Genomic DNA, 23,352 nt, shown 5'->3' on the forward strand with positions numbered 1-23,352 from the left:
ATGAAAACAACAAGGCCCGGATTGTACCGGGCCTTTGGAAAAACATCAGCCTTGCGACTAACTCAGGATCAGACTTTCTCGCGCTTCGTAAGCCAGGCGCACCGGGGCAAACGAGCGGCGGTGAATAGGCGTTGGCCCCAAACGCGCCAGAGCTTCCAGATGAACGGGAGTCGGGTAGCCTTTATGGCCACCGATACCGTAGCCCGGATAAATCAACTCGAAGGCAGCCATTTCGCGATCACGGCTGACCTTGGCCAGAATCGATGCCGCAGCAATGGCCGGCACCTTGCTATCGCCCTTGATCACGGCTTCGGCGCGCATCGCCAGTTTCGGGCAGCGGTTACCGTCGATCATCGCCAGTTTCGGCGTAATGTGCAGGCCTTCGATAGCGCGCTGCATGGCCAACATGGTGGCGTGCAGGATATTCAGATCGTCGATTTCTTCAACTTCTGCGCGGGCGATACACCAACTGAGGGCCTTCTCGCAGATTTCGTCGTAGAGCTTTTCGCGGCGGGCTTCGGTGAGCTTTTTCGAATCGTTCAGACCCAGAATCGGACGATTCGGATCGAGGATTACCGCTGCGGTAACCACTGCACCGCAGAGCGGCCCGCGACCGACTTCGTCGACGCCTGCGACCAGCTCTTCAACTTCAGCGACCAAGGTGAAATCCAGGCCCATTTGCATAGTTGTTTTGCTCATTGTTTTTCGCCGATCAGTTTCAATACCGCGTCGGCTGCCTGATTAGAGGCATCGAGGCGCAAAGTGCGGTGAATTTCATCAAAACCACGGGTCTGCTCTTCCCCGCCGTCGATCAGCGGCGACAATGTTTGAGCTAACGCCTCTACAGTCGCATCGTCTTGCAGCAACTCCGGCACCAGCAAGCGCTGAGCCAACAGGTTCGGCAGCGAAACGTAAGGGCTTTTCACCATCCGCTTGAGGATCCAGAACGTCAACGGCGACAGGCGATAAGCCACCACCATCGGACGCTTGTACAGCAACGCTTCAAGGGTCGCGGTTCCGGAGGCGATCAACACCGCATCGCAGGCAGCCAGCGCAAGGTGCGACTTACCATCGAGTAAAGTCAGTGGCAAATCACGGCCGGCCAGCAGCGCTTCAAGTTGCGCGCGACGCTCGGGGCTGGCGCAAGGCATGACAAAACGCACGCTGGGGCGCATGGCCCGCAGACGCTGGGCAGTGTCGAGGAACAAAGCACCGAGACGTCCGACTTCGCCGCCACGGCTGCCAGGCATCAACGCCACCAGAGGTCCTTCTGGCAAGCCAAGCTCGGCACGTGCTGCAGCGCGATCCGCTTCCAGGGGAATGGCATCGGCCAGCGAGTGACCGACAAACCGCACCGGCACACCCTTTTCTTCGTAGAATTTTGCCTCGAACGGGAACAGCGTCAGCATCAAATCGCAGCCTTCGCGAATTTTCAGCACGCGTTTCTGCCGCCAGGCCCATACCGAAGGGCTGACGTAATGCACGGTTTTGATTCCGGCCTGACGCAGCTTGAGTTCGATATTGAGATTGAAATCAGGGGCATCGATGCCGATGAAAACATCCGGTTTGGCAGCGATCAGGTCAGCGACCAGTTTTTTTCGCCGCGCCAGAAGCTCGCGCAACCGGCCAAGCACTTCCACCAGGCCCATTACCGAAAGGCGTTCCATCGGGAAGTATGAAACCAGACCTTCTGCCTGCATCAGCGGACCACCGACGCCGATGAATTCGACTGCCGGATGCTGGGACTTGAGTGCGCGCATGAGCCCCGCACCCAAAATGTCACCGGAAGCTTCACCCGCCACCAGCGCAATACGCAGATTAGCCATGGTTAACGAGTGATGCCGCGAGTCGAGGACTGGATGGAATCACGGAATACCGCGACTTCCGGAAACTGAACCGATGGTTCGGCCAGTTCCGCGAGCGCTTGGTCCACCGTCAGGCCCTGGCGGTAAACCACTTTATAAGCGCGACGCAGTGCATGGATCGCCTCTTCGCTGAAACCACGACGGCGCATGCCCTCGAAATTCATGCTGCGGGCTTCGGCCGGGTTGCCGAACACCGTGACGTAAGCCGGCACATCCTTGCCAATCGCCGTGCCCATGCCAGAAAAGCTGTGGGCGCCGATGTGGCAATACTGGTGAACCAGGGTAAAACCAGACAGGATCGCCCAGTCCTCAACGTGCACATGCCCAGCCAATGCGGTGTTGTTGACCAGGATGCAGTGGTTGCCAATGACGCTGTCGTGACCGATATGGGCATAAGCCATAATCAGGTTGTGATCGCCCAGGGTCGTTTCCGAACGATCCTGAACAGTGCCACGGTGAATCGTCACGCCTTCGCGGATGACGTTATGGTCACCGATGACAAGGCGGGTTTCCTCGCCTTTGTATTTCAGGTCGGGCGTGTCTTCGCCTACCGACGAAAACTGGTAGATGCGATTGTGCTTACCGATTCGGGTTGGGCCTTTGAGAATCACGTGCGGCCCGATAACTGTCCCCTCGCCGATTTCCACACCTGCGCCGATGATCGACCAAGGGCCAACCTCGACGTCGTCGGCCAGTACGGCCGTCGGATCGATGATTGCGCGAGGGTCAATCAAACTCATAGTTTGCGTTCCGCGCAGATGATTTCAGCAGAGCATACTGGCTTGCCGTCGACCGAGGCCTGGCACTCGAACTTCCAGATCTGACGCTTGCAGCTCAGGAACTTGGCTTCAAGAATCAGCTGATCACCAGGCAATACTGGCTGGCGGAAGCGCAGTTTGTCGGAACCTACGAAATAGTAGAGCGTACCGTCGGCCGGCTTCACGTCGAGCATTTTGAAACCAAGGATCCCGGCAGCCTGAGCCATCGCTTCAATGATCAGAACGCCCGGCATGATTGGGTGCGCAGGAAAGTGACCGTTGAAAAATGGTTCGTTGATGCTGACATTCTTGTAGGCGCGAATGCGCTTGCCTTCCACATCCAGTTCCACTACGCGGTCCACCAGCAGGAACGGGTAACGGTGAGGCAGGTATTCGCGAATCTCGTTGATGTCCATCATTTCGGGGGGAAGCCTATGTAAAGATTGGGAGCGCGCGACTGACGCGCGCCCCTCTAGCAAATCAAGGAGGCACCCTAGCGGCTGTGCACACTTGATATGGAAATGGTATCAGCCATCTGATGAAGCATTCTCGTCAGGGGTCACTTCCCCTACACGCTTTTCCAACTGTCGCAGACGTCGCGCGATGTCATCGAGCTGACGGATGCGTGCCGCGCTTTTGCGCCACTCGGCAGCCGGCTGCATGGCCGTACCGGAAGAATAGGACCCAGGTTCGGTAATCGAGTGAGTCACCATGGTCATCCCGGTCAGGAAAACGTTGTCACAAACTTCAATATGCCCCACCAGGCCTACGCCACCTGCAAGCATGCAATGCTTGCCAATTTTGGTGCTGCCGGAAATCCCTACACAAGCGGCCATGGCAGTGTGATCACCGACCTGAACGTTGTGAGCGATCTGTATCTGATTGTCGAGTTTCACGCCATTACCGAGGATGGTGTCGGCCAGCGCGCCGCGATCGACGGCGGTATTCACGCCAATCTCGACATCATCACCGACAAGAACCCCGCCAATCTGGGCAATCTTCTGCCAGATGCCTTTCTCGTTGGCGAAACCGAAACCTTCGCCCCCCAATACGGCACCCGATTGAATCACTACCCGTTTGCCAATGCGCACGTCGTGGTAAAGCGTCACTCGCGGAGCCAGCCAGCCGCCCTCGCCAATCTCGCAGCGCGCCCCAATGAAGCAATGAGCGCCAATGGTCACGCCCGCTGCAATACGCGCACAACTTTCGATCACTGCAAAAGCACCGATACTTGCCGCAGGGTCAATGACCGCATCCTCAGCAACGACAGCTGTTGGATGAATACCGGCAGCAGCCTTGGGTTTGGGATCGAACAAGTGCGAAATTCGCGCGTAAGCCAGATACGGATCAGGAACGACCAGCGCATCACCCGCAAAACTTTCAGCGTCGGCGGCCTTCAGCAACAGCGCTGCGGCCTGACACTCAGCCAGGTATTTGCGGTATTGAGGATTTGCGAGAAAGCTCAACTGAGCTGGGCCAGCCTCTCGTAAAGTGGCTAGCCCAGTAATTTCTTTCTCCGGGTCGCCACGCAGGGTGGCGCCGAGGAACTCGGCCAACTGGCCGAGTTTTATGGTCACTGTCATGGGTTACTTCAGCTGATTCATGCGCTCGATAACCTGGCGAGTGATGTCGTACTGAGGTTTGACATCGATCACTGCGCCACGCTCGAAGACCAGGTCAAAAGCACCTTTCTTGATGACTTCTTCCACAGCGCTGTCCAGTTTCGGCTTCAGCTGCTTCAGCATTTCACGGTCAGCAACGGCTTTGGCTTCGTTCAGCTCCTTGGACTGGAACTGGAAGTCACGGGCCTTTTGCTTGAACTCCAGCTCAAGACGTTCACGCTCGCCTTGTTGCATCTTGTCGCCGCCAGCCATCAGACGATCCTGAATACCCTTGGCGCTGCTTTCCAGAGTTTTGAGTTTGGTCAATTGCGGACCGAATTTTTTCTCGGCATCGACGGCGTACTTCTTGGCCGCGTCGGATTCGAGCAACGCCATCTGATAGTTCAGGACGGCAATTTTCATGTCGGCAAAAGCCGGACCTGCAACCAGTACGGTCGCCAGGAGAACCAATTGAGTCAACTTACGCACGATGCACTCCTACAAAATCCATTGTCGTTATCTTGGGTCAGACGCTTAGAACGTCTGGCCGAGGGAGAATTGGAACACTTGAGTCTCAGCGTCATCCGGTTTCTTGATCGGCATGGCCAACGCGAAGCTCAGAGGACCCAGTGCAGTAACCCAGGTCACACCGACACCGACGGAACTGGCCATGTTGCTCAGGCTGATGTCGTTGCACTGTGTGTTGGCCTTCGAACCATCCGCGTTCGTTGGTGATTTGCACTTGGAGTCGAATACGTTACCCACATCCCAGAATACCGAGGTGCGCAGGGAGCGTTGATCTTTGACGAATGGCAGAGGGAACAGAACCTCCACACCGCCCTGGATCAGGACGTTACCACCGAACGGCAGTGGATCCTGGTCCGGGTCGACCGCTGTACCCGGGTTTTTGCCGGTACTTGGCGTACTGCGAGGACCCAGGGTGCTGTCCTTGAAGCCACGAACCGAGTTGAAACCACCAGCATAGTAGTTTTCATAAAACGGCAAGCCGTCGGTCGAACCGTAACCATCGCCATAACCCAACTCGGTGTGCAGGCGCATGGTGTAGTTGTCGGTCAAAGGCTGGAACAACTGGCCACGGTAATCCAGTTTGAAGAACGAAAGGTCGCTGCCCGGGGTCGTGGTTTCCAGGGTCAGGCTCTGGGAATGACCACGCGTTGCGAGCACGCCTTTGTTCAGCGTTGATTCGGACCAACCGGCCGAAGCCTTGAAGTTCAGGTAATTGTCGCCTTCCTTGTTAACGAAGTCGAAAATCTCGTCAACGGTGTAGACGCCAGTCTTGATCTTGTCTTGTTGAGCAGTCAGGCCGAAGGTCAGACGCGAGGTCTCACTGATCGGGTAACCAACGCTGACACCAGCACCGAGGCTGTCGACGGCATAGCTCGCTACATCGACATCGAGGTCTTTGTAGTCAGTGGTGCGGTAGAACGCGTTGTAACCCAGGCTCACGCCGTCTGCAGTCCAGTACGGGTCGACATAACCGAAGTTATATCGGCTTTGGTATTCGCTGCGAGTCAAACCGATGCTGACCTTGTTACCCGTACCCAGGAAGTTGTTCTGGGTAATCGAACCACCGAGGATAAGACCGGCACTCTGGGCGAAACCGACACTGGCGGTGATCGAACCGGAAGCCTGCTCTTCAACGCTGTAGTTCACGTCTACCTGGTCATCGACACCAGGAACAGCCGGCGTTTCAACGTTTACTTCTTTAAAGAAGCCCAGACGCTCGAGACGGGTCTTGGATTGGTCGATCAGGTAGGTCGAAGCCCAGCCACCTTCCATTTGACGCATTTCACGACGCAGCACTTCGTCTTCGGACTTGGTGTTGCCGCGGAAGTTGATACGGTTTACGTAAGCACGCTTGCCCGGATCGACGGCAAAGGTGATGTCTACGGTGTGGTCGTCATCATGAGGCTGTGGCACGCCGCTGACGTTAGCGAAGGTATAGCCTTCGTTACCCAGACGACGAGTGATCAGCTCGGAGGTGGTGGTCATCAGCTTGCGTGAGAACACCTGGCCTTTCTGAACCAGCAGCAGCGACTTGACCTGATCTTCAGGAACCTTCAGATCGCCACTCAGCTTAACGTCACGAACGGTGTACTTCTCACCTTCGTTAACGTTGACAGTGATGTAGACGTGCTTCTTGTCCGGGGTGATGGAAACCTGGGTCGAAGCGATATCCATGTTGATGTAGCCGCGATCCAGGTAGTAGGAGCGCAGACGCTCGAGGTCACCGGAGAGTTTTTCACGGGCGTACTTGTCATCGTTCTTGAAGAACGACAACCAGTTGGTGGTCTTGAGTTCGAAGAGGTCGATCAGGTCATCATCGGGGAAGACCGTGTTACCCACCACGTTGATGTGCTGGATAGCTGCAACAGTGCCTTCGTTGATGTTCACCTTCAGCGCAACGCGGTTACGCGGCTGCGGCACCACTTCGGTGTCGACCGTAGCCGAGTAGCGACCCTGGGCGACGTATTGCCGCTGCAGTTCGTTACGTACACCTTCAAGGGTGGCGCGCTGGAAAATCTCGCCCTCGGCCAGACCGGATTGTTTGAGGCCCTTCATCAGGTCTTCAGTAGAGATCGCCTTGTTGCCCTCGATCTCGATACTGGCGACGGACGGACGCTCGACTACCGTGATGACCAGGACGTTGCCATCACGGCCCAGCTGGATATCTTGAAAGAACCCGGTTTTGAACAGCGCACGAGTGGATTCCACCAGGCGACGATCATCCGCCTGTTCACCGACGTTCAACGGCAAGGCACCAAAGACGCTACCCGCGGAGACCCGCTGGAGGCCATTGACGCGAATATCAGAGATAGTGAAGGACTCGGCGTGAACTTCGGCGATCATCAATACGGTGAGAACCGCAGTTAGCAGCAGACGTTTCATGAAGTCCTTTCTTATTCCAACTGGCAATAAACAAACTGCCGCAAAATGCGGCAGATTCGCAATTCAGCGAAGCGTTACAGTCGACCCAGATCATTGACCAGAGCAAGCAACATCACCCCGACCACCAAACTGATACCGATCTGTATCCCCCAACCCTGCACCCGATCTGAAAGGGGACGACCACGCGTCCACTCGATCAGATAAAACAACAAATGCCCCCCATCCAGTACAGGAATGGGCAACAAATTCAGAACTCCCAGGCTAATACTCAGATAAGCAAGGAAATTCAGGAAATCAGCGACACCCGACTGGGCAGAAGCGCCCGCCACTTTAGCAATGGTTATCGGTCCACTCAAGTTTTTTACCGAGAGCTCGCCGAACAACATTTTCTTAAGCGAATCGAGGGTCAGTACGCTCATGGTCCAGGTACGTCGAGCACCCTCCCCAATCGCGGCGATCGGACCATAACTGACTTCGCGAATCATCTCTGGCGGCCAATCGACAGCTTTCACGCCAGCACCCAGATAACCACTAGGCGCCTTGCTCTCGCCGCGCGAAGCCAGCGTCACAGGGACGTCGATTTGAGCACCATCTCGCTCAATGCGCAGCAGGATTTTGGTATCAGGGCGCATACGGACGGTATCGACCACCTGCTGCCAGTCATCCAGCGACTTGCCATCAAGTGCCAACAGCCTGTCACCCGTCTTCAAGCCTGCGGCTTGCGCTGGCCCCTTTGAATCGAGCTCTGCCAGAACCGGTGGCAACGCCGGGCGCCACGGACGAATGCCCAACGAGCGAATCGGATCGGGCTCATCTGCACCCTTGAGCCACTTATCCAGTGCCAGCTCACGCGGCGAATCCGCCGTGGAACCCTGGTCACGCACCAGCAACTGCAACGAACCGGTTTCACCAAGACGACGAACCAACTGCAGATTCACCGCAGCCCAGCCGGTCGTCGGCTCGCCATCGATGGCAACGATTTCCTGACCCGCGCTCAAGCCTGCCTTGGCGGCAATGCTGCCTGACTCAACGGCACCAATAACCGGGCGCACCTGCTCGCTGCCGAGCATTGCCAGCACCCAGAAAAAAATCATCGCCAGCAAAAAGTTGGCAATCGGACCCGCGGCAACAATTGCAATACGCTGGCGGACGGACTTGCGATTGAAGGATTGATCGACCTGATCGGCCGGCACCTCACCTTCACGCTCGTCGAGCATTTTCACGTAACCGCCCAATGGAATGGCGGCGACGACAAATTCAGTGCCTTTCTTGTCGTGCCAGCGCAGCAACGGCATGCCGAAGCCCACGGAGAAGCGCAGCACTTTGACCCCACAGCGACGCGCGACCCAAAAATGGCCGAATTCGTGGAAGGTGACCAGCACGCCCAGAGCTACCAGGGTGCCGACAATCATATAGAGCGCGCTCATCTACTTTCTCCGCAATCCTATTCAGTGCTGCATGGGCCAGCGTAACGCAGTACTTACCGCCCGTGACGACTCAACCATTGCCCGGCCAGTTCGCGCGCTTTCGCGTCGGCCGTGAACACCGCTTCGAGATCATCGACCGCCACTACAGGCTCGAGACTCAAGACTTCCTCGATAATACTCGCGATTTCCGGGTAACGAACCCGCCCATCGAGAAAGGCTGCAACAGCCACTTCATTCGCAGCATTAAGCATGGCTGGCGCACTATTGCCAGCCTCGGCTGCCTGACGTGCAAGACGCAGGCAGGGGAAACGCTCTTCATCGGGAGCCTGAAAATCCAAACGAGCGATGGCGAACAGATCCAGTGGGGCCACGCCTGAGTCGATGCGCTCTGGCCACGCCAAAGCATTGGCAATAGGCGTTCGCATATCAGGATTGCCCAACTGCGCCAGCACGGAACCGTCGATGTAATCGACGAGCGAGTGAATAACACTCTGCGGATGAATAACCACTTCGACCTGGGATGGCTTGGCATCGAACAACCAGCAGGCCTCGATCAACTCAAGGCCTTTGTTCATCATGCTGGCCGAATCGACCGAAATCTTGCGCCCCATCGACCAATTGGGATGGGCACACGCTTGCGCAGGGGAAACATGCGCAAGCTCGGCGAGAGGCGTCTGCCGGAACGGGCCACCGGAAGCCGTGAGTAAAATACGGCGCACACCAACAGCACCCAGCCCACGCGCGAAATCATTTGGCATGCATTGGAAAATAGCGTTGTGCTCACTGTCGATCGGCAGTAACACCGAGCCGCTTTTGCGCACAGCCTGCATGAACAGGGCGCCGGACATGACCAGCGCCTCCTTGTTGGCCAGCAGGATTTTCTTGCCCGCCTCAACCGCCGCCAAGGTCGGGCGCAAACCTGCTGCACCAACAATGGCCGCCATTACCGCGTCGACCTGAGGATCGGACGCGACCTGACAAAGCCCCTCCTCCCCTACCAGCACCCGAGTCGAAAGCCCGGCAGCCTGCAAGTCGTCCTGAAGGACCTGAGCCACCGCCGCCTGCGGCACAACAGCAAAGCGCGGCTTATGCTTCACGCACAGCGCAAGCAGCTCACTCAAGCGAGTGAAGCCACTCAACGCGAAAACCTGATAACGGTCCGGATGACGAGCAATAACGTCCAGAGTGCTCAGGCCAATCGAACCAGTCGCTCCCAGGACGGTGATCTGCTGCGGCCGACTCACGATGCCGCCATCCACAACAACACGGCAAATACCGGTATCGCTGCAGTCAGACTGTCTATCCGATCCAGAACGCCACCGTGACCGGGCAGCAAGTTACTGCTGTCCTTGATCCCGGACTGACGCTTGAACATGCTTTCGGTGAGATCGCCCACCACCGAGATGAACACGATCAAGGCTGCACCGATCAGCCCCATCAGCATCTGGGCGAAGCTCCAGTCGCGCGCAAAACCGACGATTGCAGTGATCACCAGACTCAGCAGCAAACCACCATAGACGCCTTCCCAGCTCTTGCCCGGACTGACGTGCGGCGCCAGCTTGCGCTTACCGAATGCTCGACCGGAAAAGTAAGCGCCGATGTCGGCACCCCACACCAGCACCATCACCGCCATGATCAACCAGTTACCCAAAGGTGCCTGCTTGATCTCGATCAGACCTTGCCAGGCCGGCAACAGAATCAGCAGCCCGATAACCAGCTTGCAGGCGGCACTGGCCCAATGCTCACTGGTGCGCGGATAGGTCAGCACCAGGTAAGTCGCAACGGCCCACCAGATTACCGAAGCGCCTAAAACCCAAGGCGCCAGACCCGGCAGGATGTACATGAAGAACAACATCACGGCGACGATCGCGGCATAGGCGACCCGAATCGGCTGTGCGGTGAAGCCAGCCAATCGCGCCCATTCCCATGCACCCAGCGTGACGACCAACCCGATGAACAGCGCAAAACCCGACCCTTCAAGCAGAAAAAACCCGCAGAGGGCAATCGGTAGCAAGATCAGCGCGGTGATGATTCGTTGTTTAAGCATTAAACCCGGGCTCCAGACTCGACCTGCTCGCTCGTTTTACCGAAGCGGCGCTGGCGAGAAGCGAAATCAGCCAGCGCGTTGCGCATGGCGTCGTGTTTGAAGTCCGGCCAGAACAGGTCGGAAAAGTACAACTCGGTGTAAGCAAGCTGCCACAGCAGGAAGTTGCTGATGCGATGCTCACCGCCCGTACGGATGCACAAGTCCGGTAACGGCAGATCGCCAGTTACCAGACAGGTTTGCAAGAGTTCTGGAGTGATGTCTTCAGGACGCAAATGGCCGGCCTGAACCTCACGCGCCAGACGCTGTGCGGCTTGCGCGATGTCCCACTGACCGCCGTAGTTGGCAGCAATCTGCAGGACAAAGCGATTGGCGCCGGCAGTCATCGCCTCAGCTTCACGCATCGCGGCTTGAAGCTCGGGATGAAAGCGCGAGCGATCACCAATAATGCGCAGGCTGATGTTGTTTTCGTTCAGGCGCTTGGCCTCACGACGCAACGCCTTGAAGAATAGATCCATCAAGGCGCTGACTTCATCAGCCGGACGCTGCCAGTTCTCACTGGAGAATGCGAACAGCGTCAGCACTTCAACCTTGGCCTCGGCACACACCTCGATGACCGCGCGAACGGCATCCACGCCCGCCTTATGCCCGGCGACACCCGGCATAAAGCGTTTTTTCGCCCAACGATTGTTACCATCCATGATGATCGCGACATGGCGCGGCACCGCGGACGGCGCAGTCTGCTTGGTCTTATCCATGAAAACGCGACCCTTATACGGCCATCAGGTCCGCTTCTTTTTGCTTGGTCGCCGTGTCGATATCGGCCTCAGCCTTGTCGGTGAGTTTCTGGATATCGGCAGCAGCACGACGCTCTTCGTCTTCGCTGATTTCCTTGTCCTTCACCAGTTTTTTCAGATCGCCCAGGGCATCACGGCGAATGTTGCGCACGGCCACGCGAGCATCTTCAGCTGCGCTACGCGCCTGCTTGGTGAAGCCCTTACGGGTTTCCTCAGTCAGGGCAGGCATGGAGATCAACAGCAACTCACCCAGGTTGGTCGGATTGAGGTTCAAACCGGCGCTCTGGATCGCTTTGTCAACGGCGCCGAGCATGTTGCGCTCAAAGGCCACGACTTGCAGGGTGCGCGAGTCTTTTACAGTGATGTTGGCCACTTGGGTGATGGAGGTGTCTGCACCGTAGTACGGCACCATCACGCTGCCCAGAATGCTTGGGTGAGCCTTGCCGGTACGAATCTGACCAAATGCATGGTTCAGAGAGTCCAGGGTTTTTTGCATGCGCTCTTGAGCGTCTTTCTTGATTTCGTTGATCATTGTTGGCCTTCCTCGATCAGGGTCCCTTCAGCGCCGCCGTGTACGATATTCAGCAGGGCGCCGGGCTTGTTCATGTTAAATACGCGCAGCGGCATCTTGTGGTCGCGGCACAGGCAAATGGCGGTCAGGTCCATCACGCCCAGCTTGCGATCTAGTACTTCATCGTAAGTCAGATGATCGAACTTCTCGGCATGCGGGTCTTTGAATGGGTCGGCAGTGTAAACGCCATCGACCTTGGTCGCCTTGAGCACCACATCAGCGTCGATTTCGATTGCACGCAGGCACGCTGCCGAATCCGTAGTGAAGAACGGATTGCCCGTACCAGCTGCGAAAATAACGACTTCCTTGGCGTTCAAATGGCGCATGGCTTTGCGGCGATCGTAGTGATCGGTCACGCCAACCATGGAAATAGCCGACATTACGATGGCCGAGATATTGGCACGTTCCAGCGCATCGCGCATGGCCAGGGCGTTCATCACAGTGGCCAGCATGCCCATGTGGTCACCGGTAACCCGGTCCATGCCGGCCGCGCTGAGCGCCGCACCGCGAAACAGATTACCGCCGCCGATTACCAGGCCCACTTGAACACCGATGCCGACCAGTTGGCCAACTTCGAGTGCCATGCGGTCCAAAACCTTCGGGTCGATCCCGAATTCTTCGGAGCCCATCAGGGCCTCGCCGCTAAGCTTGAGTAGAATGCGTTTATAGCGAGCCTGATAACCACTGCCCTGCTGAGCCATTGCGAATCTCTCCTGCGGCGTATTTTAAAAATTCTTTGCGAGCTGTTTACAGCTGGCGTTCACTCTAGCTTGGCGCTGCTACAGCGCCATCGGAACATGACTTTGTAAGCCAGTTCCAAAGGGAAACCAATAAAAAATTGGTGCCCCATCTGAAAAGAGGCTGCGCGCGTAAGCGGGCAGCCTCTTCAGGGCGACAGTTAAAAAACCGTCTTACTTCTTGGTGGCAGCCAGCTGGGCAGCAACTTCTTCAGCAAAGTTGTCGACCGGCTTCTCGATGCCGTCGCCTACTTTGTAGTAGGTGAAGGAAACGATTTCAGCACCGGCTTTCTTGGCCAGTTCGCCAACCTTGATTTCAGGGTTCTTGACGAACGCCTGCTCAACCAGGGACGCCTCGGCCAGGAACTTACTGATGCGGCCTTTAACCATGTTTTCAACGATGTTTTCAGGCTTGCCTTTGATTTTTTCTTCGTTCAGCTGCAGGAACACGGCTTTTTCGCGTTCGATCGCTTCAGCAGAAACTTCCGATGGCAGCAGGAATTCAGGGTTGCTCGCCGCTACGTGCATAGCGATGTCTTTGGCCAGCTCAACGTTGCCGCCTTTCAGGGCAACCACAACACCGATCTTGTTGCCGTGCAGGTAAGCACCAACAACGTCACCCTCAACACGGGTCAAACGACGAATGTTGACGTTCTCGCCTACTTTACCAACCAGAACCAGACGATCGGCTTCTTGAGCTTCGATCAGCGGAGCGGCGTCGGTCAGTTTGTCAGCGAAAGCTTTCTCAACGCTGGCAGCGACGAAGTTTTTGAAGTCGTCTTGCAGGGCCAGGAAGTCGGTCTGCGAGTTAACTTCCAGGATAACGGCGGACTTGCCGTCTTCCTTGATAGCGATAGCGCCTTCAGCAGCTACGTTGCCTGCTTTCTTGGCAGCCTTGATGGCGCCCGAGGCACGCATGTCATCAATGGCTTTTTCGATGTCGCCGCCGGCCTTGGTCAAGGCCTTTTTGCAATCCATCATGCCTTCGCCAGTACGCTCACGCAGTTCTTTAACCAACGCTGCAGTAATCTCTGCCATTTCAAAATTCCTCTTGGATAGGTTTTCAACCATTCCACCCGATCGAACGGGCGTTCAATTCTTCCCGAATCCATTTGTAGCCGCTGCACGTTACAAACGCACAGGGTGCGCTGCCACAAGTGGGCGCCGACAAATGGTTTTCGAGGTGGCAAAAAGGGGGCCAAGCCCCCTTTTTGCTTACTGAGTCAACGCCAAGGCGTCAATTACTCAGCTGCTGCTACCGGAGCTTCTTCAACGAACTGCTCGGTGCCGCCAGCAACGTGGTTGCGACCGCGGATTACAGCGTCAGCCATCGAACCCATGTACAACTGGATAGCGCGGATTGCGTCATCGTTGCCTGGGATGATGTAGTCAACGCCTTCCGGGCTGCTGTTGGTATCGACTACGCCGATAACCGGGATGCCCAGCTTGTTGGCTTCGGTGATCGCGATGCGCTCGTGATCAACGTCGATAACGAACAGAGCGTCTGGCAGACCGCCCATGTCCTTGATACCACCCAGGGAACGATCGAGCTTCTCAAGATCGCGAGTGCGCATCAGCGCTTCTTTCTTGGTCAGCTTGGCGAAAGTACCGTCTTCGGCTTGCACTTCAAGGTCACGCAGACGCTTGATGGAAGCACGGATGGTTTTGAAGTTGGTCAGCATGCCGCCCAACCAGCGGTGATCGACGTACGGCGAACCGCAACGTGCTGCTTCTTCAGCAACGATCTTGCCAGCGGAACGCTTGGTGCCGACGAACAGAATCTTGTTTTTGCCCTGGGCCAGGCGCTCTACGAAAGTCAGAGCTTCGTTGAACATTGGCAGGGTTTTTTCAAGGTTGATGATGTGGATCTTGTTACGCGCGCCGAAAATGTACTTACCCATTTTCGGGTTCCAGTAACGGGTCTGGTGACCGAAGTGCACACCGGCCTTCAGCATATCGCGCATGTTGACTTGGGACATGATAGTTCCTTAATAAGTCGGGTTTGGCCTCCACGTATCCCAATGACCAACCAGCAGCATCAGCTGAAGGCACCCAGGTCATCGTGTCGACACGTGTGTGGATTTAAGCCTCTCGGGGTATCCCCGGAAAGCGGCGCATTTTATATCACAGAGCTTGAAAAAACGGAACCCGGATTCTCAATTCCTGACGCGCGCCTTTATCTGCGCCCTTGGAATCGCTCAAGAATGCGCCTATCTATAGAGAGAAGCGATGCACAGAGGCTCAGATTTGCCCTGATCGTCTGTTAGAATCGCGTTTTTCAGGGCCGCGAAGTCTGATTGCGAAACGCCCGTTCTGTTTTTAGAAAGCGCCATCGAGCGCAGAGAGAGCCTGTATGACCGTCACCCTCAAGACTCCAGAGGACATTGCAAAAATGCGTGTCGCCGGCAAACTGGCCGCCGATGTGCTGGAAATGATTGCCGAACATGTCAAACCGGGCGTCACCACTGAAGAGCTGGACCGTATCTGCCACGACTACATTGTCAATGTGCAGCAAGCCATTCCTGCCCCGCTCAACTACAAAGGCTACCCCAAGTCGATCTGCACCTCGATCAACCACGTGGTCTGCCACGGTATCCCGAACGAGAAACCATTGAAGGATGGCGACACGTTGAATATCGACGTGACCGTGATCAAGGACGGTTACCACGGCGACACCAGCCGCATGTTCCACGTTGGCACAGTGCCGGTCTGGGCTGAGCGCTTGTCGAAAATCACCCAGGAATGCATGTACAAGGCCATCGAAATCGTCAAACCCGGCTGCCGCTTGGGCGATATCGGTGAAGTGATCCAGAAGCATGCTGAAAAGAACGGCTTCTCGGTCGTTCGCGAGTTTTGCGGCCACGGTATCGGCAAGGTGTTCCACGAAGAGCCGCAAATCCTGCATTACGGCCGCGCGGGCACTGGCATGGAACTGCAAGCCGGCATGACCTTCACCATCGAGCCCATGATCAATCAGGGCAAGGCAGACACCAAGGTGCTGGGCGATGGCTGGACCGCGATCACCAAGGACCGCAAGTTATCGGCGCAGTGGGAACACACGCTGGTGGTGACCGAAACCGGTTACGAGATTTTCACGTTGCGCGCCGATGACACCATCCCGCGCGTTTCAGCCTGATTCAGACGCGCAGTTCTCAGCCTTATAGACAGGAAAGCCAATCGATGCCGCAGGTGGATCCAGAACTTTTCGATCGCGGCCAGTTCCAGGCTGAACTGGCGCTGAAGGCTAGCCCCATTGCAGCCTTCAAGAAGGCTATTCGCCAGGCCCGCGAGGTGCTCGACGGGCGCTTTCGCAGTGGTCGCGACATTCGCCGGCTGATCGAGGACCGCGCCTGGTTTGTCGATAACATCCTGCAAAAGGCCTGGGAGCAGTTCGACTGGAGCGAAGACGCCGACATCGCACTGGTCGCTGTGGGCGGCTACGGCCGTGGTGAGTTGCACCCTTATTCAGACATCGACCTGCTGATATTGCTGGACAGTGCCGATCATGAAATTTTCCGTGACTCCATTGAGCGTTTTCTGACGCTGTTGTGGGACATTGGCCTGGAAGTCGGTCAGAGCGTTCGCTCGGTGGAAGAATGCGCTGTTGAGGCCCGCGCCGATCTGACGGTCGTCACCAACCTGATGGAAAGCCGCACCATCTGCGGCCCTGAGCGCTTGCGCCAGCGCATGCTGGACGTCACCAGCACCGCGCACATGTGGCCCAGCAAGGATTTTTTCCTGGCCAAACGAGCCGAGCAAAAAGCACGTCACCACAAGTACAACGACACCGAATACAACCTGGAACCCAACGTCAAAGGTTCGCCCGGCGGCCTGCGCGATATCCAGACGATTTTGTGGGTGGCGCGCCGCCAGTACGGCACCCTGAATCTGCGCGCCCTGGCCGGCGAAGGTTTCCTGGTGGAGAGCGAAAACGCTCTGCTCGCCTCTTCCCAGGAATTCCTGTGGAAGGTTCGTTACGCGCTGCACATGCTTGCCGGACGCTCCGAAGACCGGTTGTTGTTCGATTACCAGCGCACCATCGCCGGATTGCTGGGTTTTGAAGGGGACGATGCCAAGCAGGCCATCGAAAACTTCATGCAGCAGTATTACCGCGTGGTCATGAGCATTGCCCAGCTCAGCGATTTGATCATCCAGCACTTCGAAGAAGTGATTCTGGCGCCGGAGGACGAAACACCGCCGCAACCGATCAACTCGCGTTTCCAGCTGCACGATGGCTATATCGAAGCGCGCAACGACAATGTGTTCCGCCGCACCCCGTTTGCCATGCTCGAAATCTTCGTGTTGATGGCCCAGCAACCGGAAATCAAAGGCGTGCGCGCCGATACCATCCGTTTGCTGCGCGAACATCGGCACTTGATAGACGACGAATTCCGCAACGATATTCGAAATACCAGCCTGTTCATCGAACTGTTCAAGTGCAAGATCGGCATTCACCGCAACCTGCGCCGCATGAACCGCTACGGCATTCTTGGGCGTTATCTGCCGGAGTTCGGCTTTATTGTCGGGCAGATGCAACACGACCTGTTTCACATCTATACCGTCGACGCCCACACGCTGAACCTGATCAAGCATCTGCGTAAGCTGCAGTACACACAGGTGTCGGAAAAATTCCCGCTGGCCAGCAAGCTCATGGCCAAGCTGCCCAAGCCTGAACTGATCTACCTCGCCGGCCTGTACCACGACATCGGCAAGGGCCGGCACGGCGATCACTCGGAAATTGGCGCAGTGGATGCCGAAGCATTTTGCCAGCGCCATCAGTTGCCGGTGTGGGACAGCCGTCTGATCGTTTGGCTGGTCCAGAACCACTTGGTGATGTCGACCACCGCCCAGCGCAAGGACTTGTCCGACCCGCAGGTGATTCACGACTTCGCGCAAATAGTCGGCGACGAAACTCACCTCGATTACCTGTACGTGCTGACCGTGGCTGACATCAACGCCACTAACCCGACCTTATGGAATTCATGGCGCGCCAGCCTCTTGCGCCAGCTGTACACCGAGACCAAGCGTGCTTTGCGTCGCGGACTGGAAAACCCGGTTGATCGCGAAGAGCAAATTCGTCAAACCCAGAGCGCCGCGCTGGACATTCTGGTACGTGGCGGCACCGATCCGGACGATGTCGAACAACTGTGGGCACAACTCGGTGATGACTACTTCCTGCGCCACACCGCCGGCGACGTCGCCTGGCACAGTGATGCAATCTTGCAACAACCCGCTGACGGCGGGCCGTTGGTACTGATCAAGGAAACCACGCAGCGCGAGTTCGAGGGTGGCACGCAGATCTTCATTTATGCACCCGACCAACACGATTTCTTTGCCGTGACCGTGGCCGCAATGGACCAGTTGAACCTAAACATTCACGACGCGCGAGTGATCACCTCCAGCAGTCAGTTCACGCTCGACACCTATATCGTGCTCGACACCGATGGCGACTCGATTGGCGATAACCCGGCGCGGGTCAAACAGATCCGCGACGGCCTGACCGAAGCCCTGCGCAACCCTGACGATTACCCGACCATCATCCAGCGCCGCGTGCCGCGTCAGCTCAAGCATTTCGCGTTTGCGCCCCAGGTGACCATTCACAACGATGCGCAGCGTCCGGTGACGGTGCTGGAACTGAGCGCCCCCGACCGGCCCGGATTGCTGGCACGGATCGGGACGATATTCCTCGAGTTCGACTTGTCGCTGCAGAACGCCAAGATTGCGACCTTGGGCGAGCGCGTTGAAGACGTGTTCTTTATTACCGATGCCAACAACCAGCCGTTGTCCGACCCCTTGCTGTGCAGCCGCTTGCAGGATGCCATCGTCGAACAGCTGAGCGTCAGCCAGGAACCGGATATCAAACTGTCACGCATCAGTATCTGAATTAACAAATTCCCCCTGTGTGAGCGAGCCTGTGTGGTGAGGGATAAATCCCCTCACCACATGACTCGCTTCCACATTAGAAGAGGCCCCCGATGAACAACGCTCTGAACCAGTTGCAGCCTTACCCGTTTGAGAAGCTCCGCGCACTGCTCGGCAGTGTCACGCCTAATCCGGACAAACGTGCCATCGCACTGTCCATTGGCGAGCCGAAGCACCGTTCGCCAAGCTTTGTCGCTGAAGCGTTGGCAAACAACCTGGATCAGATGGCCGTATACCCGACCACACTCGGTATCCCGGCATTGCGCGAAGCCATCGGCGCCTGGTGCGAACGCCGTTTCAACGTCCCGACTGGCTGGCTCGACCCTGCGCGCAACGTGCTGCCGGTCAATGGCACTCGCGAAGCGCTGTTTGCCTTCACCCAGACCGTAGTCAACCGTGGCGAAGATGCCTTGGTGGTCAGCCCGAATCCGTTCTATCAGATCTATGAAGGTGCAGCGTTCCTTGCCGGCGCAAAACCGCATTACCTGCCATGCCTTGATGAAAACGGTTTCAACCCGGATTTCGATGCCGTGTCGCCCGACATCTGGAAGCGCTGCCAGATCCTGTTCCTGTGCTCGCCAGGCAACCCTACCGGCGCACTGATCCCGGTCGAAACCCTGAAAAAGCTGATTGCCCTGGCCGACGAGTACGACTTCGTGATCGCCGCCGACGAGTGCTACAGCGAGCTGTACTTCGACGAACAAACGCCGCCAGCAGGCCTGCTCAGCGCCTGCGTGGAACTGGGTCGCAAGGATTTCAAACGTTGCGTGGTATTCCATAGCCTGTCCAAGCGCTCCAACCTTCCCGGCTTGCGTTCAGGCTTCGTGGCCGGTGATGCGGACATCCTGAAAGGCTTCCTGCTGTACCGCACCTACCACGGCTGCGCGATGCCGGTTCAGACGCAACTGGCCAGCATCGCGGCATGGAACGACGAAGTGCATGTGCGCGCCAACCGCGCGTTGTATCGCGAGAAATACGATGCAGTGCTTGAGATACTGAGCCCGGTGATGGATGTACAACGCCCCGATGGCGGTTTCTACCTATGGCCAAACGTTGAAGGCGATGACGAAGCGTTCTGCCGAGACCTGTTCGTTGAGGAGCACGTGACCGTGGTGCCGGGCTCCTATCTGTCGCGAGACGTCGATGGGTTTAATCCGGGCGCTGGCCGAGTGCGGATGGCGCTGGTTGCGCCGTTGGCCGAGTGCGTGGAAGCCGCCGAGCGGATTCGCACCTTCATCCTGCGCCGCAAATAATCCCACCCCTGTAGGAGCGAGGCTTGCCCGCGAAAGCGGTGTGTCAGGTCAAACGCCTTCGCGGGCAAGCCTCGCTCCTACGGGGAACGGGTTTATTTCACTTGGCCGAGGTTGGCTTCGCTGAGGTCCAGTTCGCCCAACACTTCGCGCAATACGTCATCGCCAATCTGGTGATGACGACTGAGGCTGTACAACTCCAGGCGCTGCGCCCGCAGTGCTTTCAAGCGTAACCGTCGCTCCAGCAAGTCCATTTGGAACGCGAGCGCCTGGGCTTCAGCCGAGTCGTTGAACACATCGAGTTGATGCCGATATTCGGACATTATTCGCGCCTTGAGTTCCGTGGCCAGCGCTGCCTGGGCAGCGTCCTGTGGTTTTGACTCTTCAACTTCCAACGCATGAATCGCCGCTTCTGCGGTTTTTCGCCAGGCTTCTCGTACTTCGTTGCGACGTTTGTCGTCAGGACTTTTCTCGATACCGCGCAGCAACAGCGGCAGGGCGATACACGCGGCGATCAGCGACAGCAAAATGACCCCGGCGGCAATGAAGATCATCACGTCGCGCTCTGGAAACGCCTCGCTGCCCATCAAAAGCGGCACTGACAAGACACCTGCCAGCGTGACGGCCCCACGCACGCCGCCGACCGTCAGCAACCAGCATGAGCGCGCAGTCGGAACCTGTGTCATTTCAGCCTGCCCGCGCAGGCGGCGCAACAATCCTGAAAGCCGCCAGGTGCTCTGCACCCAGATAAACCGCAGCACCAACAGCACACAAAAAATCGCTACCACATCGAGGCAACGATAAAGCAGCGTCGGCCACAGCGAGGCTTCGTGACTGGTGACCGCTTTGATGATGTCCGGCAGCTGCAACCCCAACAGCAGGAAAGGTAGGAGAAACTAAGAGGGTATTGAAAGCGAACTCCAACAACGACCAAACGCTGCGGTTGAGCAGTCGAGTGCTGGTCTGACGCGGTAGCAGATCAAGCCAGCTCTGCATCATTCCCGCCGCCACCGCCGAAAGGATCCCCGAGGCGCCAAGTCGCTCAGCCAGCACATACGCAGCAAACGGCAGCAATAACATGAACACCACATGAGTGGCGGGATCGTCCCAGCCTCGGGCAATCATCCAGGAACGCATGCGCCCTACCAGCCAGCTCAATGCCACGCCGACAGCCAAGCCACCTGCGGCGACCAGGACAAACGTCAGGCTGGCGTTAGCCAGTGAGAACACGCCGGTGACGGCCGCGGCCAAAGCAAACTTGAACGTCACCAGACCTGATGCATCATTCATCAAGGCTTCACCTTGCAGCATGTGCATCAACGGTGTGGGCAAGCGGTTCTGGGAAATCGCCGAAACGGCCACGGCATCGGTGGGTGACAACACCGCCGCAAGCGCAAACGCCACCGGCAGCGGAATGCTCGGCAGTAACCAATGAATGAAATAACCGGCGCCGACCACGGTAAACAGCACCAAACCCACCGCTAACGTCAGGATCGGCCCGCGAAGGCGCCACAATTCGCGCTTGGGCATGCGCCAGCCATCCGAGAACAACAGCGGCGGCAGAAACAGAAAAAGAAACAATTCAGGGTCGAGCGCCACGTGCAGGCCCAGTGTTGGCCAGGCCAGCAACGCACCTGCAGCGATCTGCACCAGTGGCAACGGCAGCGGTATCACCCGTCCAACCAGGCGTGAAACGCTGACCAGCATCAGCATGATCAGGACGGTGTAGGCGGTTTGCATAAAGCGCGGCTCCCCAGGCAATCGACAGCGTAGAAGTGCCATATTAGCCGCTTAGACTCGTTGCAGGCCGTTACACCAATGTTGCACGACATCGCAGGCCCGCCTGAATACCGCCATTAACTCAAAGGCCATGGCATAATCTTTCACCTTTTTTTTCCAGCACCTGCAAAGGGGGCAATTCCTTGACCGACTCAAGCAAAACGTTGCACCTTTTTGGCATCAAAGCCTGCGACACCATGAAGAAGGCGCGCACCTGGCTCGATGAACACGCAGTCAGCTATGAATTTCATGATTACAAAACGGCCGGTATCGACCGTGAACACCTGACCCAATGGTGCGATGAGCACGGCTGGCAAGTGGTGTTGAACCGCGCAGGCACGACCTTTCGCAAACTCGACGACGAACGCAAAGCCGATCTCGACCAGCCGAAAGCCATCGAACTGATGCTCGCACAACCCTCGATGATCAAGCGCCCGGTGCTTGATCTCGGTGACCGAACCCTGATTGGCTTCAAGCCAGATATCTACGCGGCAGCGCTCAAGTAAGCCCGCCCGTTCAATTTTGTTAGAGGTATTTACATGTCCACTACTCTGTTCAGCCTGGCCTTCGGCGTCGGCACTCAAAACCGTCAAGGCGCTTGGCTGGAAGTGTTTTACGCACAGCCATTGCTCAACCCTTCAGCCGAACTGGTCGCCGCCATTGCCCCGGTTCTGGGCTACACCGACGGCAACCACGCCATCGCGTTCAGCACTGCCCAGGCCTCGCAACTGGCCGAAGCGCTGAAAAACGTCGACGCCACACAAGCCGCGCTGCTGACCCGCCTGGCCGAAAGCCACAAGCCACTGGTTGCGACCCTTTTGGCCGAAGACGTACAACTGACGTCCACACCTGAGGCTTACCTCAAACTTCACCTGCTGTCCCATCGCCTGGTCAAGCCACACGGCCTGAACCTGGCGGGCGTGTTCCCGCTGCTGCCTAACGTGGCATGGACCAGCCAAGGCGCTATCGACCTCGGTGAGTTGGCTGCTCATCAACTCGAAGCCCGCCTGCGCGGCGAGTTGCTGGAAGTGTTCTCGGTGGACAAATTCCCGAAAATGACCGACTACGTGGTTCCGGCCGGCGTGCGCATTGCTGACGCGGCACGTCTGCGTCTGGGCGCCTACGTGGGCGAAGGCACTACCGTGATGCACGAAGGTTTCGTCAACTTCAACGCTGGCACTGAAGGCCCGGGCATGATCGAAGGCCGTGTATCGGCTGGCGTGTTTGTGGGCAAGGGTTCGGACCTGGGCGGCGGTTGCTCGACCATGGGCACGCTGTCGGGTGGCGGCAACATTGTGATCAAGGTTGGCGAAGGCTGCCTGATCGGTGCCAATGCCGGTATCGGTATCCCGTTGGGTGACCGTAACACCGTTGAGTCGGGCCTGTACGTGACCGCCGGCACCAAGGTTGCGCTGCTGGACGAGCATAACAAACTGGTCAAAGTGGTCAAGGCTCGCGAATTGGCCGGCCAGCCTGACCTGTTGTTCCGTCGCAATTCGGAAACCGGTGCTGTGGAATGCAAAACCCACAAATCGGCGATCGAATTGAACGCAGCGCTGCACGCTCACAACTAAGCGTCATACAAATACCTGTGGGAGCGGGCTTGTGTGGCGAGGGAGCTTGCTCCCGCTCGGCTGCGAAGCAGTCGCAAAGCTTTTGGGGCCGCTTCGCGCCCCAGCGGGAGCAAGCTC

General features: G+C 57.3%; 21 protein-coding genes and 1 pseudogene. 5 read left to right on the forward strand and 17 right to left on the reverse strand.

Annotated features, from left to right (window positions below):
- Positions 1-57: 57 nt before the first annotated feature.
- The 15 genes from rnhB to rpsB form a co-directional block, all read right to left on the reverse strand.
- Positions 58-699: a ribonuclease HII gene (gene rnhB / locus ACQR3R_RS14700; protein WP_428273019.1), complete on the reverse strand. Its 642-nt coding sequence runs from the start codon at positions 697-699 to the stop codon at positions 58-60.
- Entirely contained in the window at positions 696-1,826 is a 1,131-nt protein-coding gene (gene lpxB, locus ACQR3R_RS14705) for a lipid-A-disaccharide synthase (protein ID WP_428273020.1), read from the reverse strand. The genes rnhB and lpxB overlap by 4 nt, the downstream gene beginning before the upstream one ends.
- 2 nt (positions 1,827-1,828) lie before the next feature.
- The gene (gene lpxA / locus ACQR3R_RS14710; protein ID WP_428273021.1) at positions 1,829-2,605 is read right to left on the reverse strand and encodes an acyl-ACP--UDP-N-acetylglucosamine O-acyltransferase; all 777 of its coding nucleotides are present in this window, start codon (positions 2,603-2,605) and stop codon (positions 1,829-1,831) included.
- On the reverse strand, positions 2,602-3,042 hold the full coding sequence (gene fabZ / locus ACQR3R_RS14715) for a 3-hydroxyacyl-ACP dehydratase FabZ (protein WP_128607522.1): 441 nt from the start codon (positions 3,040-3,042) through the stop codon (positions 2,602-2,604). Before fabZ ends, lpxA begins: the two co-directional genes overlap by 4 nt.
- Before the next feature lie 108 nt (positions 3,043-3,150).
- Positions 3,151-4,206 (reverse strand): UDP-3-O-(3-hydroxymyristoyl)glucosamine N-acyltransferase, encoded by a 1,056-nt coding sequence (gene lpxD / locus ACQR3R_RS14720; RefSeq protein ID WP_428273022.1) that lies wholly within the window; start codon positions 4,204-4,206, stop codon positions 3,151-3,153.
- Between the two features lie 3 nt (positions 4,207-4,209).
- Positions 4,210-4,713 (reverse strand): OmpH/Skp family outer membrane protein, encoded by a 504-nt coding sequence (locus tag ACQR3R_RS14725; RefSeq protein ID WP_008028980.1) that lies wholly within the window; start codon positions 4,711-4,713, stop codon positions 4,210-4,212.
- Positions 4,714-4,758: 45 nt separating this feature from the next.
- Complete coding sequence (gene bamA, locus ACQR3R_RS14730; protein ID WP_428273023.1) at positions 4,759-7,134, reverse strand: outer membrane protein assembly factor BamA; 2,376 nt, start codon at positions 7,132-7,134, stop codon at positions 4,759-4,761.
- 74 nt (positions 7,135-7,208) lie between these two features.
- A complete protein-coding gene (rseP, locus tag ACQR3R_RS14735) occupies positions 7,209-8,561 on the reverse strand; it encodes a sigma E protease regulator RseP (RefSeq protein ID WP_428273024.1) in 1,353 nt (450 codons plus the stop codon).
- A gap of 53 nt (positions 8,562-8,614) precedes the next feature.
- Positions 8,615-9,805: a 1-deoxy-D-xylulose-5-phosphate reductoisomerase gene (ispC, locus tag ACQR3R_RS14740; protein WP_428273025.1), complete on the reverse strand. Its 1,191-nt coding sequence runs from the start codon at positions 9,803-9,805 to the stop codon at positions 8,615-8,617.
- Positions 9,802-10,608, reverse strand: coding sequence for a phosphatidate cytidylyltransferase (locus tag ACQR3R_RS14745; RefSeq protein WP_428273026.1), 807 nt, complete (start codon positions 10,606-10,608; stop codon positions 9,802-9,804). Before ACQR3R_RS14745 ends, ispC begins: the two co-directional genes overlap by 4 nt.
- Positions 10,608-11,363, reverse strand: a complete 756-nt coding sequence (gene uppS, locus ACQR3R_RS14750; RefSeq protein WP_428273027.1) for a polyprenyl diphosphate synthase — start codon at positions 11,361-11,363, stop codon at positions 10,608-10,610. The genes ACQR3R_RS14745 and uppS overlap by 1 nt, the downstream gene beginning before the upstream one ends.
- A gap of 13 nt (positions 11,364-11,376) precedes the next feature.
- On the reverse strand, positions 11,377-11,934 hold the full coding sequence (gene frr, locus ACQR3R_RS14755) for a ribosome recycling factor (RefSeq protein WP_428273028.1): 558 nt from the start codon (positions 11,932-11,934) through the stop codon (positions 11,377-11,379).
- Positions 11,931-12,674, reverse strand: a complete 744-nt coding sequence (gene pyrH / locus ACQR3R_RS14760; protein ID WP_003172271.1) for a UMP kinase — start codon at positions 12,672-12,674, stop codon at positions 11,931-11,933. The genes frr and pyrH overlap by 4 nt, the downstream gene beginning before the upstream one ends.
- Positions 12,675-12,884: 210 nt before the next feature.
- Complete coding sequence (tsf, locus tag ACQR3R_RS14765; RefSeq protein ID WP_008432237.1) at positions 12,885-13,748, reverse strand: translation elongation factor Ts; 864 nt, start codon at positions 13,746-13,748, stop codon at positions 12,885-12,887.
- Between the two features lie 203 nt (positions 13,749-13,951).
- Entirely contained in the window at positions 13,952-14,689 is a 738-nt protein-coding gene (gene rpsB, locus ACQR3R_RS14770; protein WP_003219330.1) for a 30S ribosomal protein S2, read from the reverse strand.
- A 374-nt stretch (positions 14,690-15,063) separates the two neighbouring features.
- On the opposite strand from rpsB, the gene map reads away from it, so the two are divergent.
- From map to dapC, 3 genes are all read left to right on the forward strand, one after another.
- Entirely contained in the window at positions 15,064-15,846 is a 783-nt protein-coding gene (gene map, locus ACQR3R_RS14775) for a type I methionyl aminopeptidase (protein WP_428273029.1), read from the forward strand.
- 44 nt (positions 15,847-15,890) lie between these two features.
- Complete coding sequence (locus ACQR3R_RS14780) at positions 15,891-18,593, forward strand: [protein-PII] uridylyltransferase (protein ID WP_428273030.1); 2,703 nt, start codon at positions 15,891-15,893, stop codon at positions 18,591-18,593.
- Positions 18,594-18,685: 92 nt separating this feature from the next.
- On the forward strand, positions 18,686-19,885 hold the full coding sequence (dapC, locus tag ACQR3R_RS14785; protein WP_428273031.1) for a succinyldiaminopimelate transaminase: 1,200 nt from the start codon (positions 18,686-18,688) through the stop codon (positions 19,883-19,885).
- A 92-nt stretch (positions 19,886-19,977) separates the two neighbouring features.
- On the opposite strand, the gene ACQR3R_RS14790 is transcribed toward dapC, so the two are convergent.
- Both ACQR3R_RS14790 and ACQR3R_RS14795 read right to left on the reverse strand, forming a co-directional pair.
- Complete coding sequence (locus ACQR3R_RS14790; protein ID WP_428273032.1) at positions 19,978-20,757, reverse strand: cation:proton antiporter domain-containing protein; 780 nt, start codon at positions 20,755-20,757, stop codon at positions 19,978-19,980.
- A 37-nt stretch (positions 20,758-20,794) separates the two neighbouring features.
- Positions 20,795-21,664: pseudogene (locus tag ACQR3R_RS14795) on the reverse strand (cation:proton antiporter); the annotation flags it as partial.
- Positions 21,665-21,804: 140 nt separating this feature from the next.
- Between ACQR3R_RS14795 and ACQR3R_RS14800 the strand changes: the two are divergent.
- Positions 21,805-22,167, forward strand: a complete 363-nt coding sequence (locus tag ACQR3R_RS14800) for an ArsC family reductase (protein ID WP_428273033.1) — start codon at positions 21,805-21,807, stop codon at positions 22,165-22,167.
- A 33-nt stretch (positions 22,168-22,200) separates the two neighbouring features.
- On the forward strand, positions 22,201-23,235 hold the full coding sequence (gene dapD / locus ACQR3R_RS14805) for a 2,3,4,5-tetrahydropyridine-2,6-dicarboxylate N-succinyltransferase (RefSeq protein WP_428273034.1): 1,035 nt from the start codon (positions 22,201-22,203) through the stop codon (positions 23,233-23,235).
- Positions 23,236-23,352: the final 117 nt, after the last annotated feature.

The sequence above is a fragment of the Gordonia sp. IEGM753 genome (assembly GCF_050321825.1).
Classification (GTDB): domain Bacteria; phylum Pseudomonadota; class Gammaproteobacteria; order Pseudomonadales; family Pseudomonadaceae; genus Aquipseudomonas.